Here is a 14,541-nt window from a genome sequence, read left to right as displayed (position 1 = left end):
ACGCCGCACCCGCGCACAAGCGTCGGGCGGCCGACGCAGCAGCCGAGGGACGAGGACGGCAGGGATGACGACGACCGGACGGCGACGGCTCGGCGAGGCCCCGGACGCGGCCACTCTCGACGAGGCGGAGCGGCTGCCCCTCGAGGAGCTGCGCGCCCTTCAGCTGCGCCGGCTGCGGTGGTCGCTGCGGCACGCGTACGAGAACGTGCCGCACTACCGGCGCGCCTTCGACGCGGCCGGCGTGCACCCCGACGACTGCCGCGAGCTCGCCGACCTGGCCCGCTTCCCGACGACCGGCAAGGCCGACCTGCGGGACAACTACCCGTTCGGCATGTTCGCCGTCCCGCGGGAGCAGGTCCGGCGGGTGCACGCGTCGTCCGGCACGACCGGCCGCCCCACGGTGGTCGGCTACACCCGGCGCGACCTCGGCACCTGGGCCGCCGTGATGGCCCGCTCGATCCGCGCCGCCGGTGGCCGCCCGGGGGACGTGCTCCACAACGCCTACGGCTACGGCCTCTTCACGGGGGGCCTCGGGGCCCACTACGGCGCCGAGGAGCTCGGCTGCACCGTCGTACCGGTCTCCGGGGGCATGACACCGCGGCAGGTGCAGCTGATCACCGACTTCGGGCCGCGGGTGGTCATGGTGACGCCCTCCTACATGCTCACGATCATCGACGAGTTCGAGGCGCAGGGGCTGGACCCGCGCGCCAGCTCGCTGGAGATCGGCATCTTCGGCGCCGAGCCGTGGACCGAGGAGATGCGCCGCGAGATGGAGGAGCGCCTCGACATCCAGGCCGTCGACATCTACGGGCTCTCCGAGGTCATGGGCCCCGGCGTCGCCCAGGAGTGCGTGGAGACCAAGGACGGCCTGCACGTGTGGGAGGACCACTTCTACCCCGAGGTGATCGACCCGCTCACCGGCGAGGTGCTGCCCGAGGGGGAGCAGGGCGAGCTCGTGCTCACCTCGCTCACCAAGGAGGCCATGCCGGTCGTCCGGTACCGGACCCGCGACCTGACCCGGCTGCTCCCCGGCACCGCCCGGCCCGGCATGCGGCGGATGGAGAAGATCACCGGCCGCACCGACGACATGATCATCCTGCGCGGGGTCAACCTCTTCCCGACCCAGATCGAGGAGATCGTCCTGCGGACCCCCGGCCTCTCGCCGCACTTCGCCCTGGAGCTGACCACCCGCGGCCGGCTGGACCACCTGACCTGCCGGGTCGAGGCGCGCCCCGACTGCCCCGCGGGCCGCCGGGCCACGGCCGCGGCCGAGGTGGCGCAGGCGATCAAGGACACCGTCGGCACGAGCATCGACGTCGTGGTGGTCGACCCCGAGACGCTGGCCCGCTCGGTCGGCAAGCTCAAGCGCCTCCACGACCTGCGCGACCGCCCGGGGCCCGGCGCATGACCGCCGCCGCGGCCGCGACCGGGCGGCGGGGACGCCCCGGCCACTCGCTGGACTCCCTGCTCGCGACCGCCGTCGCGCTGTTCAACGAGCGCGGCTACGACGCCACGAGCATGGACGAGCTCGCGGCGCGGCTGGGCGTGACCAAGCCGGCGATCTACCACCACGTGCCCAGCAAGGTCGAGCTGCTCCGCCTGGCGCTGGACCGGGCCCTCGACGCGCTCTTCGCCGTCACCGGGGAGCCGGGCGCCACCGAGGGGCCGGCCATCGACCGCCTCGAGCACGTCGTCCGCGGCTCGGTGCGCGTGCTCGCCGCCGAGCTGCCGTTCGTCACCCTGCTGCTGCGCGTCCGCGGCAACTCCGCGGTCGAGCAGGCGGCGCTGGAGCGGCGGCGCCGGTTCGACCGCGTCGTCACCGACCTGGTGCGGGCCGCGGAGGCGGAGGGCGACGTGCGCCCCGACGTCGACCCCGCCGTGACCAGCCGGCTGCTGTTCGGCACCGTCAACTCGCTCACCGAGTGGTACCGGCCCGAGGGCGACCTCTCCGCCGACGCGCTGGCCGACGCCCTGGTCACGACCACCTTCGCCGGGCTGCGCACCCGGCCGGGTTGCCCGTCCTGACGCGTGCTCAGGCGCTGCCCGGCGGGAGCTGCCGGCTGTGCCCCCGCAGCTCGGCGAGCAGTCGGCCGTCCGCGTCGCGCGTGACGGCGACGTCGTAGATGCCGCCACGGCCGGCCACCGAGCGCTCGACGGCGGTGGCGGTGACGGCGTCACCCGGCCCGGCCGGCGCGAGGTACTCGATGCTGCAGGACCGGCCAACGGCCGCCGGCCCGTGGGAGTTGCAGGCCATGGCGAAGGCGATGTCGGCGACGGCGAACAGCGCCGCGCCGTGGGCGGTGCCGTGCCCGTTGAGCATCTCGGGCCGGATGGTCATGTGCGCGGTGACCGCCCCTGGCGCCACGTGGCTCACGGTGACGCCGAGGGCCCGCGCCGCGGCGTCCCCCGCGAGGTAGCGGCGAACCGCCTCCTCGGCGACGAGCTGCGGTGAGGCCCCGGTCATCAGCCGGCCGTGAGCCGCACGCACTCGGGGCAGGGGTCGGCCGATCCGCGGCCGCGCGGGCCGTCCCACGTCCCCTGGACGACGCCGACCGACGCCCCGCAGATGCCGGCCCAGGGCGCCGGGAGGTCGGCTGTGCTGCGCAGGACGGCGTGCGCCCGGCCGGTGGCCTGGTCGCGGCCGGCGACGTGATCGCTGGTCATGCCCCCAGCATGCGTCCTCAGCGAGCGGCGGGGGGCCGCGGGAGGGCTTGTCCGACGCCCGATCGCCAGGCAGGCTGTGATCCAGGACACATCCGGCACCAGGGAGGCGTCGTGGCAGCCCACCCCGCTCATCCGGCCGCAGCGACCGGCGTCGACGGCTGAGGCCCCCATGGGCAAGGACATCCCACCGGCCCCGGCACCCCGCCCGGCCGCCCAGGTGCGCAACGTGGCCCTGGTCGGCCGGGCGGGCGCCGGCAAGACCACGCTCGCCGAGGCCCTCCTGGCGGCCACCGGGGCGATTCCCCGAGCGGGCCGCGTCGAGGACGGCAGCACCTGCCTGGACACCGAGGAGGTGGAGATCCGCCAGCAGCGGTCGGTCGCGCTCGGGGTGGCCGCCATCGAGCACGACGGCCACCGGATCACCATCCTCGACACCCCCGGCTCCCCGGACTTCGTCGGCGAGCTGCGGGCCGGGCTCCGTGCCGCCGACTCGGCGCTCTTCGTCGTCTCGGCCGTCAGCGGCGTGGACGCCGCCACCGTCCAGCTGTGGGAGGAGTGCGCCGCGGTGGGGATGCCGCGCGCCGTCGTGCTCACCCAGATCGACCGGCCGCGGGCTGACGTCGACGAGGCGGTGCGCCTCTGCCAGCTGATGCTGGGGGAGGGGGTCTACCCCATGCACCTGGTCGAGCGCGGCCCCGACGGCGCCGCCCGCGGGCTGGTCTCGCTGCTGGAGCCCCACCCCGAGGCCGGGGGCATCGGCGACCGCGACGCCGACCGTCTCCGCGCCGAGCTCATCGAGGGGATCATCGGCGAGAGCGAGGACGAGACGCTGATGGAGCGCTACCTCGCCGGCGACGAGCTCTCCGTCCCCGACCTGGTCGCCGACCTCGAGACCGCGGTCGCCCGCGGCCACTTCCACCCGGTCGTCTGCGTCGCCCCGCTCACCGGGGTCGGCATCGACGAGCTGCTGCAGCTGATCGTCGCCGCGCTGCCCTCGCCGGCCGAGCACGGCTGCCCGCCGGTCACCCGGCCCGACGGGTCGTCGGCCCCGCCGCTGCGGTGCGACCCCGACGGCCCGCTCGTCGCCGAGGTGGTCCGCACCACCACCGACCCCTACGTCGGCCGGATCTCCCTGGTCCGGGTCTTCTCCGGCACGCTGCGGCCCGACATCGCGGTGCACGTCTCCGGTCACGGCATGGCCGAGCGCGGCCACCCCGACCACGACGCCGACGAGCGCATCGGCGTCCTCTCCGCACCGCTGGGTGCCGCCATGCGGCCCGTCGCGGCGTGCCCGGCCGGCGACATCTGCGCCGTCGCCCGGCTGGCGACGGCCGAGACCGGCGACACGCTCAGCTCGCCGGAGGAGCCGCGGCTGGTGCCCCCCTGGGAGCTGCCGGTCCCGCAGCTGCCGGTGGCGGTGGAGGCTGCCTCCCACGGCGACGAGGACCGGATGGCGACCGCACTGGCCCGGCTCGTCGCCGAGGACCCCACCGTCCGGCTGGAGCGGCGCGCGGACACCGGGCAGCTGCTGCTCTGGTGCGTCGGCGACGCCCACGCCGAGGTGCTGCTGGAGCGGCTCCGCAGCAGGCACGGCGTCGACGTCGCCACGGTGCCGGTCCGCGTGCCGCTGGTCGAGACCCTCCGCGGGCCGGCCCGGGTGACCGGCCGGCACGTCAAGCAGTCGGGCGGGCACGGGCAGTACGCCGTCGTCGTCGTCGAGGGGGAGCCGGGGGAGCCCGGGTCGGGGATCGTCTTCGAGCAGCGCATCGTCGGCGGCACCGTGCCCGGTCAGTTCCACGGCAGCGTCGAGAAGGGGATCCGGGCGCAGGCGGCGCGCGGGGTCACCGGGGACCGGCCGCTGGTCGACGTCCGGGTGACCCTCGTCGACGGCAAGGCGCACTCGGTCGACTCCTCGGACGCGGCGTTCCAGGCCGCCGGCGCCCTGGCGCTGCGGGAGCTCGCGGCCGCCGCCGGCACCCGGGTCCTGGAGCCCTGGTGCGAGATCGCGGTGCAGGTTCCCGCCGAGCACGTCGGTGCGGTGATGAGCGACCTGTCGTCCCGGCGGGCGCGGGTGACCGGCAGCGAGGCCGACCCGGGCCGCGACCGGGCCACGGTGCGCGCCGAGGTGCCCGAGGTGGAGCTGCTGGGCTACCCCGGTGTCCTGCGTTCGGTGACGCACGGGACCGGCAGCTTCGAGCGCCGTCCGCTCGGGTACGAGCCGGCGCCCACGGCGACGGCCGTGCCGGCCTGATGGACGCCCTCCCGGCGAGGGGGGCGGCCGGCCCCCTGCAGGGACCCGCCGCGAGCATGCGAGTGGTGGGGGGCCGTCCCGACGTGGGGCCCGGTGGCCGCGTCCGGAGGCCCGTCGCGAGGTTGCGAGCGACGAGGGGGGCGGGTGGCCCCCTGCAGGGACCCGCCGCGAGCATGCGAGTGGTGGGGGGCCGTCCCGACGTGGGGCCCGGTGGCCGCGTCCGGAGGCCCGTTGCCAGGTTGCGAGCGACGAGGGGGGCGGCCGGCCCCCTGCAGGGACCCGCCGCGAGCATGCGAGTGGTGGGGGGCAGGGGGTCCTTCTACTAGCCTCGGCCACGGTCGTGCTGGGCTTGGAGGGAACGTGACGTCGTCGAACGGGTCGTCGGCCGCCGCACCCGTCCCCCCGTCCCGGACGACGGGGGCGTCCCTGCCCGACCGCGAGAAGCTGCCGGACCGCGTCTGGACCCTGCCGAACGCGCTCTCGGTGCTGCGGCTGCTCGGCGTCCCGCTCTTCCTGTGGCTGCTCCTCGGCCCGGAGGAGGACGGCTGGGCGCTCGTCGTCCTCATGGTGTCCGGCTTCACCGACTGGCTCGACGGCAAGCTCGCCCGCTGGCTGGACCAGGGCAGCCGCCTCGGTGCGCTGCTGGACCCCGCGGCGGACCGGCTCTACATCGTCTCGGCCCTGGTCGCGCTGGCGCTGCGGGAGGTCGTGCCCCTCTGGCTGGTGGCGCTGCTGGTCGGCCGGGAGCTCCTGCTCGGCGTGCTCCTGCTCGTCCTGCGGGCCTACGGCTACCCGCCGCTGCAGGTGCACTACCTGGGCAAGGCGGCCACGCTCCTGCTGCTCTACGCCTTCCCGGTGCTGCTCGTCGCCGACGGGGACGGCGCGCTGGCGACCGTCGCCGCGCCGTTCGCCTGGGCCCTCACCATCTGGGGCACCGCGCTCTACCTGCTGGCCGCCGTCTTCTACGTGATCCAGGTCGTGGGTCTCGTGGCCGAGGAACGCTCCGCGGCCACCCGGAGCTCGCCGTGACCGGCGCGCGCCCGCCCGGCGGTGTCCGCTCCCTGGGCGCCTCCCTGCTGGACGACGTGCTGGCCGAGACCCTCGACCCGGCCTACGCGCAGGCCGCCGCCCGCAGGGCCGGGGGAGAGGCGCCACCCCGCCGGGGCCGTGGCCGGGTGCTGGTCGCGCTGACCATGGCCGGCGCGGGGCTGCTGGCCGCGGTCACCTACGACCAGGCGGCCGCCCGGGCGGAGGGCCGGCAGGAGATCCGCGAGGCCCTCGTCCGCGACATCCAGGACGAGTCCGCGCTCAGCGACGCGCTGGCCGCGGACCTCGAGGAGCTGCGCGCCGAGGTGAGCCGGACCAGCGACGAGCTGCTCGCCGCCACCGCGGTGGGGCAGCGGGCGCTCGACGCCCTCGCACGGGCCGAGCAGGCCACCGCCGCCGTCGCCGTCACCGGGCCGGGGCTGCTCGTCACGCTGGCCAACGCGGAGGCCGATGCCGACGACGACCCGCTCGGCGGCGCGGGCGGCAGCGAGGCGGTCCAGGTGGCCGACGGCGACCTGCAGCTGGTCGTCAACGCGCTCTGGGCAGCCGGGGCGGAGGCGGTCAGCATCAACGGCCAGCGGCTGGGCCCCACGAGCGCCATCCGGTTCGCCGGCGAGGCGGTGCTGGTCAACTTCCGCCCGGTCAGCAGCCCCTACCGCATCAGCGCCGTCGGCGACCCCGACACGTTGTCGCAGAACTTCCTGCTCGACCCCCAGGTGCGCGACCTCGCCGGGTTCGCGGCCGCCACGGGGCTGGAGTTCGTGTTCGCCAAGGAGGACGAGCTGTCCCTGCCGGCCGCCAACCCGCCGGAGCTCCGCTCCGCCGAGATCGCCAGTCCCCGCCGGGCCACCGGCGCCGAGCCCGGCCCCGGAGGCTGACGTCGTGATCCCGATCCTCGGCCTGGCGGCGGGCGTCCTGCTCGGCCTCGTCTTCGACCCCACCGTCCCGCTCTGGCTCCAGCCCTACCTGCCGATCGCCGTCGTCGCCGCGCTCGACGCCGTCTTCGGCGGGTTCCGCGCCCGGCTCGACGGGATCTTCGACGCCAAGGTCTTCGTCATCTCGTTCGTGTCCAACGTGGTGGTGGCCGCGCTCATCGTCTTCCTCGGCGACCAGCTCGGCGTCGGCGCCCAGCTGTCGACGGCGGTGGTCGTCGTCCTCGGCATCCGCATCTTCGGCAACGCGGCGGCGATCCGCCGGCACGTCTTCCGCGCATGACCGGTGCGGGGCGGCCCGGGCCGTCGCACCCCGGCGAGAAGCCACCCGCGGAGACGGCCGCGGGCGAAGCCACCCCGGTGCGGCGGCGGGGGCGGGACCCTCTCGCGGCGGCGCTCATCGGCGTGCTCACCCTGCTGCTGGGCTTCGCGCTCGCGGTGCAGGTGCGCAACGCCGACGAGGCCCAGATGCTGGCCGGCGCGCGCGAGGAGGACCTCGTGCGCATTCTCGACGAGCTCAACAGCCGCGAGGAACGGCTGCGGGCGCAGCTCACCGACCAGCGGGCTGCGCTGCGCGAGCTCAACGGCTCCGGCAGCCGGACCGGTGCCGCGCTGGAGGAGGCCCGCCGGAGGGCCGAGGCCCTCGGCATCCTCAACGGCACGCTGCCGGCCCAGGGGCCGGGGCTCACCTTGAGCATCGCCGACCCCACGGGCGAGGTGCGGGTGCCCGACCTGCTCGACGTGGTGCAGGAGCTGCGCGCGGCCGGCGCGGAGACCATGCAGGTCGACGGCGTCCGGATCGGGCTCTCCACCGCCGTCACCGGCGCCACCGGCGACCTCCGCGTCGACGGCGAGGCGTTGCGCTCGCCGTACGAGTTCGTCGTCCTCGGCGACCCCCAGGGCATGGAGACCGCCATGAACATCCCCGGCGGGGTCGTGCAGCGCATCGAGCGCCGCGGCGGCTCCGTGGACATCGTGCAGTCGCCCGAGCTCCTCGTGGACGCGTTGCGGCCGCTCGACCGCCCTCAATACGCTTCGCCCACAACCGACTAGGGATCTCGGTGCCCCCACCTCCCGCTCCGCTCGAGGTGGGGCCCTGCGCCGAGGCCGTTGCACCACCTCACCGGGAGACGACCGCCGCATGAGCACGCCCGACGACCGCCGCTACACCGACCAGCACGAGTGGGCGATGGTGCAGGGGACCGACGGCACGTCGACCGTCGTCCGGGTCGGCATCACCGACCACGCCCAGGACGCGCTCGGGGACATCGTCTTCGTGCAGCTGCCCGAGGTGGGGGCCGAGGTCGCCCCCGGCACGCCGATCGGCGAGGTGGAGTCGACCAAGAGCGTCTCCGACGTCTACGCGCCCGTCGCCGGGGTGGTGGCCGCGGTCAACGACCGCCTGACCGACGCGCCGGAGACCATCAACGCCGACCCGTACGGCGAGGGCTGGCTGGTCGACATCGCGGTGCAGGGGGAGGGCGGCGACCCCACCGGGCAGCTGCTCGACGCCGACGCGTACCAGGCCGTGGTCGACGGCACGTGACCGGCCCGCCGGGAGGCTGACTGCGGCGATCGATCACTATGATCGCTGCGGGGCGAAGAACAGCGGGGGACCTGCGGCGAAGCCGCCCCCCGGCCCTGCACCTCCGGTTGACCCTCGGGCCGACCGGCTGGTTCCATGACCCACGGTCCGCCGCCCACCCGCGGCGGCCGACCCACGGCGGGCCGCCCGGCCCACCGTCCGCCGGCCGCCCGCGGCCCGTTCCAGGTCCGCGGCGGGCCCCTCGCACCGGAGGAGACGCAACGTGCACTGCACTCGATGTGGCCACGAGAACCCCGAGGGCAGTCGCTTCTGCGCGCAGTGCGGTGCGGCGCTCTCCCCGGAGCGCGTGGGCGAGGCCACGAGCGTGATCCCGAAGGTCGGCGGCGAGGACACCGGCGACCAGCCGGAGGCGGTGGAGGCGGCCGACGCGCACGCGGGCGCCGTCGAGTCGCTGCCCGCCGGGTCGGCGCTGCTGGTGGTCAAGCGCGGCCCCAACGCCGGCAGCCGGTTCCTGCTCGACCAGGACGTCACCACCGCCGGCCGGCACCCCGACAGCGACATCTTCCTGGACGACGTCACGGTCAGCCGCCGGCACGTCGAGTTCCACCGCGAGGGCGGCGGCTTCTCGGTGCACGACGTCGGCAGCCTGAACGGCACCTACGTCAACCGCGAGCCGGTCGACGTCGCCACTCTCGCCGGTGGCGACGAGGTGCAGATCGGCAAGTTCCGCCTGGTGTACCTGACCGGCCCGCGCACCGGCGAGCCGGCCGCGCGCTAGCCGACCGGCGATTCTGCGCATGTCGGGACCGCGGACCGGGACGCCCAGACGCGGTCCCGGGGAGAGAGGGGCGTGACCGCCGTGCCCGAGCGCGAGCGTGCGCTCGGGGACGCCGGCGACCAGCACGCACCCCGCCTGACCATCGGCGAGGTGCTGGCGGTGCTGCGCGACGACTTCCCCGACGTGACGATCAGCAAGATCCGCTACCTGGAGTCCGAGGACCTGGTCCACCCGCAGCGCACGCCGTCGGGCTACCGGAAGTTCTCGCGGGCCGACGTCAGCCGGCTGCGCTACGTGCTGACCGCCCAGCGGGACCACTACCTGCCGCTGCGGGTGATCAAGGACCACCTCGACGCCCTCGACCGCGGGGAGCCGCTGCCCGGCACGAGCGGCTCCGCGCCGTTGCCCCCCGCCTCCACCGAGGAGGGGGCGACGGCGCCGCTGACCGCCGAGCAGTTCGCGCGGGCCGCCGGGCTGGAGCCCGGGCAGCTGGCCGACTGCGTGCAGTTCGGGCTCCTCTCCACCGACGCCGAGGGCCGGCACCCCGCCGCGGACCTCCCCATCGCGCGCGCGGCCGCCGGGCTCGCCCGGCACGGCATCGAGCCGCGGCACCTGCGGGTCTACCGCAGCGCCGTGGAGCGCGAGGCGGGGCTCGTCGAGCAGCTCGTCGCCCCGGTGCTGCGGGCGCGCTCCGAGGAGGCGCGCACGCGCGCCACCGAGAAGCTGCAGGAGCTGGCCGCGCTCTCCGCGCAGCTGCACACCGCCCTGCTCGAGACGCGCCTGCGGGACCTCCTCCGCCCCTGAGCGGGCGTACCGTTGAGCCGTCGCGGTCCGGCCCGCCGCCGGGTCGACGCGTCACCGGCCGCCTGACCACACCGTCCCGCCCGAACCCGGGCCGCAGCCGAGGGAGCCGCACCGTGCAGGAGCTTCGAGTCGTCGGCGTCCGCGTCGAACTGCCCGGCAACCAGCCGATCCTGCTGCTCAAGGAGACGCAGGGGGAGCGCTACCTGCCGATCTGGATCGGCGCCGTCGAGGCGGCCGCGATCGCGTTCGAGCAGCAGGGCGTGCGCCCGGCCCGCCCGATGACCCACGACCTGCTGCGCGAGGTCGTGCGCACGCTGGGAGCCGAGCTGGAGGCGGTCAACATCACCGAGATGCGCGACGGCATCTACATCGCCGAGCTCGTCTTCGGCGACGACCGCATCGTGAGCGCCCGCCCCTCCGACGCGGTGGCGCTCGCGGTGCGCACCGGGGCGCCGATCTTCGGCGCCGACGACCTCCTCGACGAGGTGGGCATCGAGATTCCCGACGAGCAGGAGGACGAGGTCGAGAAGTTCCGCGAGTTCCTCGACCAGATCTCGCCGGAGGACTTCGGGGCCGGCTCCGGCTCCGGCGGCGGGCCCGCTTAGAGGGCCCATCGGGTAGGTATCGGCAGGCGCGCCGCTTCCGTCACCCGAAATGGGGCTGGTGTGGCGACACGCCGCACCGCTCAGTTGACCGGCCTCCGGGCCCGGCTTACCGTCGGCGAACGACAACGGTGTGACACCTGAGGTGACGGGTGCCGAACCGTCTACCGCCGCGGCTGTGGCGGGACAGAGGAGGACGCCGGACGTGAGCGACCAGGGCAACGGCTCGCAAGGTCAGCTGTTCAGCGATGCCGCCGTCGGTGCGCCGCAGTACGACGAGGTCGACACCGACCTGGTCGGCTACCGCGGTCCGACCGCCTGCGCCGCCGCCGGCATCACCTACCGCCAGCTGGACTACTGGGCGCGCACGGGCCTGGTGTCCCCGTCGGTGCGCAGCGCCACCGGCTCGGGCACCCAGCGGCTCTACTCCTTCCGCGACATCCTGGTGCTCAAGGTCGTCAAGCGGCTGCTGGACACCGGCGTCTCGCTGCAGAACATCCGCAAGGCCGTCGACCACCTCCGCCAGCGCGGGGTGAAGGAGCTGGCCAACGTCACCCTCTTCTCCGACGGCGCGACCGTGTACGAGTGCACCTCCGCCGAGGAGGTCGTCGACCTGCTCGCCGGCGGCCAGGGCGTGTTCGGCATCGCGGTCTCCGGCGCCCTGCGGGAGCTCTCCGGCGAGCTGGCCGAGCTGCCCGCGGAGCGCATCGACGGCGGTCAGGTCGTCCCGTCGGACGACGAGCTGTCGTTGCGCCGCCGGCGCCGGGTGGCGACGGCCTAGGTCGTCCTCCGGGCGCGCGCTCGCCGGGAACGCTCGCTGGTACCGTCCGAGCAGTGACCGACCGCGCTGCCGCGTCCACGGGTGAGGCCACCACGCCGATCGCCGGACCGCTGCCCTCGCTGAACGCCCTCGACACCGCCGGGTCCTTCGCCGGGCGGCACATCGGTCCCCGGCCGGACGACACCGCGGCGATGCTCGAGGTCGTCGGCCACCCGTCGCTGGAGTCGCTCGTCGACGCCTGCGTCCCCGAGGGCGTGCGCGACCGCGCGCCACTGGACCTGCCGCCCGCCGAGAGCGAGGCCGCCGTCCTCGCGCTGCTGCGCGAGCGCGCGGCCGCCAACGAGGTCTTCACCTCGATGATCGGCCTGGGCTACTCGGGCACGATCACCCCACCGGTCATCCAGCGCACGGTGCTGGAGAACCCGGCCTGGTACACCGCCTACACGCCCTACCAGCCCGAGATCAGCCAGGGCCGCCTGGAGGCGCTGATCAACTTCCAGACGACGGTCGCCGACCTGACCGGGCTGCCCGTGGCCGGCGCCTCGATGCTCGACGAGGCGACCGCGGCCGCCGAGGCGATGACCCTGGTCCGCCGGGCCGGCAGGGCGAAGGGTGACGCCGTCTTCGTCGTCGACCGGGACACGCTGCCGCAGACGCTGGGCGTGCTGCAGACCCGCGCCGAGCCGCTGGGCATCCGGCTGCACGTCGCCGACCTCTCCGCCGGCTGGCCCACCGACCTGCCCGAGGCCGGCGCGTTCGGCGTGCTGCTGTCCTACCCGGGCGCCAGCGGGGCCGTCCGCGACCACCGCGCGCTCGCCGCCGCCGCGCACGAGGCCGGCGCGGCCGTCGTCGTCGCCGCCGACCTGCTGGCACTCACCCTGCTGGAGGCGCCGGGGGAGTGGGGCGCCGACGTCGCCTGCGGCACGTCCCAGCGCTTCGGCGTCCCCATGGGCTACGGCGGCCCGCACGCCGGCTACCTGTCGGTGCGCGAGGGGCTGGCCCGCCAGCTCCCCGGCCGCCTGGTCGGTGTCTCGGTGGACGCCGACGGCGACGTCGCCTACCGGCTGGCGCTGCAGACCCGCGAGCAGCACATCCGCCGGGAGAAGGCGACCAGCAACATCTGCACCGCGCAGGTGCTCCTGGCCGTCATGGCCGGCGCCTACGCCGTCTACCACGGCCCCGAGGGGCTCACCGCCATCGCCGCCCGGGTGCACCGCGGCGCGACGGTGCTGGCCGGCTGGTTGCGCGCCGGCGGGCTGGAGATCGTGCACGAGCACTTCTTCGACACCGTCGAGGTGGCGGTGCCCGGACGCGCCGCCGAGGTGGTCGCCGCGGCGGCGCAGCGGCGGATCAACCTGCGCCTGGTCGACGCCGACACGGTCGCCGTCGCCTGCGACGAGACGACGACGCCGGCCGTCCTGCTCGCCGTCGCCGAGTCCTTCGGGGTCCCCGCCGACGAGACGGCGCTCGACGACGCCGGTGCCGACGCTCTCCCGGCCGCGCTTCGCCGCCGGACGCCGTTCCTCACCCACCCGGTCTTCTCCGCGCACCGCTCGGAGACGGCGATGCTGCGCTACCTGCGCTCGCTGAGCGACAAGGACCTGGCGCTGGACCGCACGATGATCCCGCTGGGTTCCTGCACGATGAAGCTCAACGCCGCGGCCGAGATGGCGGCGATCACCTGGCCGGAGTTCGCGCACCTGCACCCGTTCGCCCCGGCCGAGCAGGCCCGCGGCTACCGGCAGCTGATCGACGAGCTGTGCGCGGGGCTGGCCGAGGTGACCGGCTACGCCGGGGTGAGCGTGCAGCCCAACGCCGGCTCGCAGGGCGAGTTCGCCGGTCTCCTGGCCATCCGCGGCTACCACCGCTCGCGGGGCGAGGGCCACCGCGACGTCTGCCTGATCCCGAGCTCGGCGCACGGCACCAACGCCGCCAGCGCCGTCATGGCCGGCATGCGCGTCGTCGTCGTGGCTTGCGACGAGGCCGGGAACGTCGACGTCGCCGACCTGCACGCGAAGGTCGACCAGCACGCCGACCGGCTCGCGGGACTCATGATCACCTACCCGTCGACGCACGGGGTGTTCGAGGCCGACATCCAGGAGATCTGCGCCGCGGTGCACGACGCCGGCGGCCAGGTGTACGTCGACGGCGCCAACCTCAACGCGCTCGTCGGGCTCGCCCGCCCGGGCCGGTTCGGCTCCGACGTCAGCCACCTGAACCTGCACAAGACGTTCTGCATCCCGCACGGCGGCGGTGGCCCGGGGGTCGGCCCGGTCGCCGTCCGCGAGCACCTGCTGCCGTTCCTGCCCGGGCACCCGGTCGTGGACACCGGCGCCTCCGGCCCGGTCGTCTCCGCGGCGCCCTGGGGGTCGGCGGGCATCCTGCCGATCAGCTGGGCCTACATGCGGCTGATGGGGCCCGACGGGCTGACCCGGGCGACCGAGCACGCCATCCTGGCGGCCAACTACGTCGCGGCCCGCCTGCGCGACCACTACCCGGTCCTCTACACCGGCGCCACGGGGCTGGTGGCCCACGAGTGCATCCTCGACATCCGCCCGCTGACCAAGGCGACGGGCGTGACGAACGACGACATCGCCAAGCGCCTGATCGACTTCGGCTTCCACGCCCCGACCATGAGCTTCCCGGTCGCCGGCACGCTCATGGTCGAGCCGACCGAGAGCGAGGACAAGGCGGAGCTCGACCGCTTCGTCGACGCCATGGTCGCGATCCGCGCGGAGATCGAGAAGGTCGCGACGGGGGAGTACGACCGCACCGACAACCCGCTGCGCAACGCGCCGCACACCCTGGCGATGGTGGCGGGGGAGTGGGGTCGGCCCTACCCGCGCAGCGAGGCGGTCTACCCGGTGCGTGCGCTGCAGGGCCGCAGCTACCTCAGCCCCGTCCGCCGCATCGACCAGGCCTACGGCGACCGCAACCTGGTGTGCTCCTGCCCGCCGCCGGAGGCGTTCGAGGACCACGACTTCGGCGCGCACGCGCCCTCGGGGAACGGTGCGGTGCCCTCACGCGGTCAGGGGCACCCCGACGACCTCGGGACGACGGCCGACGTGGTCGGGGCCCCGGCCTAGCGTCGGCACCCGGCGGCAGGGTGCCGGTCACGGATGCGCCTACCGCGCTG

15 protein-coding genes are annotated in these 14,541 nt (G+C 75.2%); 13 read left to right on the top strand and 2 right to left on the bottom strand.

Going from position 1 to position 14,541, the window contains the following annotated elements; genetic code table 11:
- The first annotated feature begins 64 nt into the window (after positions 1-64).
- On the top strand, positions 65-1,408 hold the full coding sequence (gene paaK / locus ACI794_RS06905) for a phenylacetate--CoA ligase PaaK (protein ID WP_456615967.1): 1,344 nt from the start codon (positions 65-67) through the stop codon (positions 1,406-1,408).
- Positions 1,405-2,025 carry a TetR/AcrR family transcriptional regulator gene (locus ACI794_RS06900; RefSeq protein ID WP_456601588.1) on the top strand — a complete coding sequence of 207 codons (621 nt, stop codon included), beginning with the start codon at positions 1,405-1,407 and terminating at the stop codon, positions 2,023-2,025. Before paaK ends, ACI794_RS06900 begins: the two co-directional genes overlap by 4 nt.
- Before the next feature lie 7 nt (positions 2,026-2,032).
- Here ACI794_RS06900 and paaI read toward each other — a convergent pair whose 3' ends face one another.
- A complete protein-coding gene (gene paaI, locus ACI794_RS06895) occupies positions 2,033-2,464 on the bottom strand; it encodes a hydroxyphenylacetyl-CoA thioesterase PaaI (protein WP_456615966.1) in 432 nt (143 codons plus the stop codon).
- The gene (locus tag ACI794_RS06890; protein WP_456581317.1) at positions 2,464-2,664 is read right to left on the bottom strand and encodes a hypothetical protein; all 201 of its coding nucleotides are present in this window, start codon (positions 2,662-2,664) and stop codon (positions 2,464-2,466) included. Before ACI794_RS06890 ends, paaI begins: the two co-directional genes overlap by 1 nt.
- A gap of 169 nt (positions 2,665-2,833) precedes the next feature.
- Between ACI794_RS06890 and ACI794_RS06885 the strand changes: the two genes are divergently transcribed.
- The 11 genes from ACI794_RS06885 to gcvP all read left to right on the top strand — a co-directional run bounded on the left by ACI794_RS06885 (position 2,834) and on the right by gcvP (position 14,491).
- A complete protein-coding gene (locus ACI794_RS06885) occupies positions 2,834-4,915 on the top strand; it encodes an elongation factor G-like protein EF-G2 (protein WP_456601590.1) in 2,082 nt (693 codons plus the stop codon).
- A 360-nt stretch (positions 4,916-5,275) separates the two neighbouring features.
- Positions 5,276-5,944 (top strand): CDP-alcohol phosphatidyltransferase family protein, encoded by a 669-nt coding sequence (locus ACI794_RS06880; protein WP_456601591.1) that lies wholly within the window; start codon positions 5,276-5,278, stop codon positions 5,942-5,944.
- A complete protein-coding gene (locus ACI794_RS06875; RefSeq protein WP_456601592.1) occupies positions 5,941-6,840 on the top strand; it encodes a DUF881 domain-containing protein in 900 nt (299 codons plus the stop codon). Before ACI794_RS06880 ends, ACI794_RS06875 begins: the two co-directional genes overlap by 4 nt.
- Positions 6,841-6,844: 4 nt before the next feature.
- On the top strand, positions 6,845-7,177 hold the full coding sequence (locus ACI794_RS06870) for a small basic family protein (protein ID WP_091932660.1): 333 nt from the start codon (positions 6,845-6,847) through the stop codon (positions 7,175-7,177).
- A complete protein-coding gene (locus ACI794_RS06865) occupies positions 7,174-7,947 on the top strand; it encodes a DUF881 domain-containing protein (protein WP_456615965.1) in 774 nt (257 codons plus the stop codon). Before ACI794_RS06870 ends, ACI794_RS06865 begins: the two co-directional genes overlap by 4 nt.
- A gap of 88 nt (positions 7,948-8,035) precedes the next feature.
- Complete coding sequence (gcvH, locus tag ACI794_RS06860; protein WP_456581323.1) at positions 8,036-8,440, top strand: glycine cleavage system protein GcvH; 405 nt, start codon at positions 8,036-8,038, stop codon at positions 8,438-8,440.
- A 262-nt stretch (positions 8,441-8,702) separates the two neighbouring features.
- The gene (odhI, locus tag ACI794_RS06855; protein WP_091932657.1) at positions 8,703-9,218 is read left to right on the top strand and encodes an oxoglutarate dehydrogenase inhibitor Odhl; all 516 of its coding nucleotides are present in this window, start codon (positions 8,703-8,705) and stop codon (positions 9,216-9,218) included.
- 72 nt (positions 9,219-9,290) lie between these two features.
- A complete protein-coding gene (ftsR, locus tag ACI794_RS06850; protein ID WP_456601594.1) occupies positions 9,291-10,022 on the top strand; it encodes a transcriptional regulator FtsR in 732 nt (243 codons plus the stop codon).
- 113 nt (positions 10,023-10,135) lie between these two features.
- Positions 10,136-10,627, top strand: coding sequence for a bifunctional nuclease family protein (locus tag ACI794_RS06845; RefSeq protein WP_305999992.1), 492 nt, complete (start codon positions 10,136-10,138; stop codon positions 10,625-10,627).
- Positions 10,628-10,829: 202 nt separating this feature from the next.
- Positions 10,830-11,405, top strand: a complete 576-nt coding sequence (locus tag ACI794_RS06840) for a MerR family transcriptional regulator (protein ID WP_456601595.1) — start codon at positions 10,830-10,832, stop codon at positions 11,403-11,405.
- Between the two features lie 53 nt (positions 11,406-11,458).
- Complete coding sequence (gene gcvP / locus ACI794_RS06835; protein ID WP_456615964.1) at positions 11,459-14,491, top strand: aminomethyl-transferring glycine dehydrogenase; 3,033 nt, start codon at positions 11,459-11,461, stop codon at positions 14,489-14,491.
- Positions 14,492-14,541 lie beyond the last annotated feature (50 nt).

The organism is Blastococcus sp. SYSU DS0541 (assembly GCF_054050875.1).
The sequence above is the reverse complement of the archived record's forward strand: the minus strand, read 5'-3'. Positions and strand labels throughout refer to the sequence as shown.

Excerpts from the sequence above, each read along its gene's own strand:
- ACI794_RS06890 (WP_456581317.1), bottom strand. The coding sequence starts at position 2,664 with ATGACCAGCGATCACGTCGCCGGCCGCGACCAGGCCACCGGCCGGGCG.
- paaK (WP_456615967.1), top strand. The coding sequence starts at position 65 with ATGACGACGACCGGACGGCGACGGCTCGGCGAGGCCCCGGACGCGGCC.
- ACI794_RS06900 (WP_456601588.1), top strand. The coding sequence starts at position 1,405 with ATGACCGCCGCCGCGGCCGCGACCGGGCGGCGGGGACGCCCCGGCCAC.
- ACI794_RS06865 (WP_456615965.1), top strand. The coding sequence starts at position 7,174 with ATGACCGGTGCGGGGCGGCCCGGGCCGTCGCACCCCGGCGAGAAGCCA.
- paaI (WP_456615966.1), bottom strand. The coding sequence starts at position 2,464 with ATGACCGGGGCCTCACCGCAGCTCGTCGCCGAGGAGGCGGTTCGCCGC.
- ACI794_RS06885 (WP_456601590.1), top strand. The coding sequence starts at position 2,834 with ATGGGCAAGGACATCCCACCGGCCCCGGCACCCCGCCCGGCCGCCCAG.
- gcvH (WP_456581323.1), top strand. The coding sequence starts at position 8,036 with ATGAGCACGCCCGACGACCGCCGCTACACCGACCAGCACGAGTGGGCG.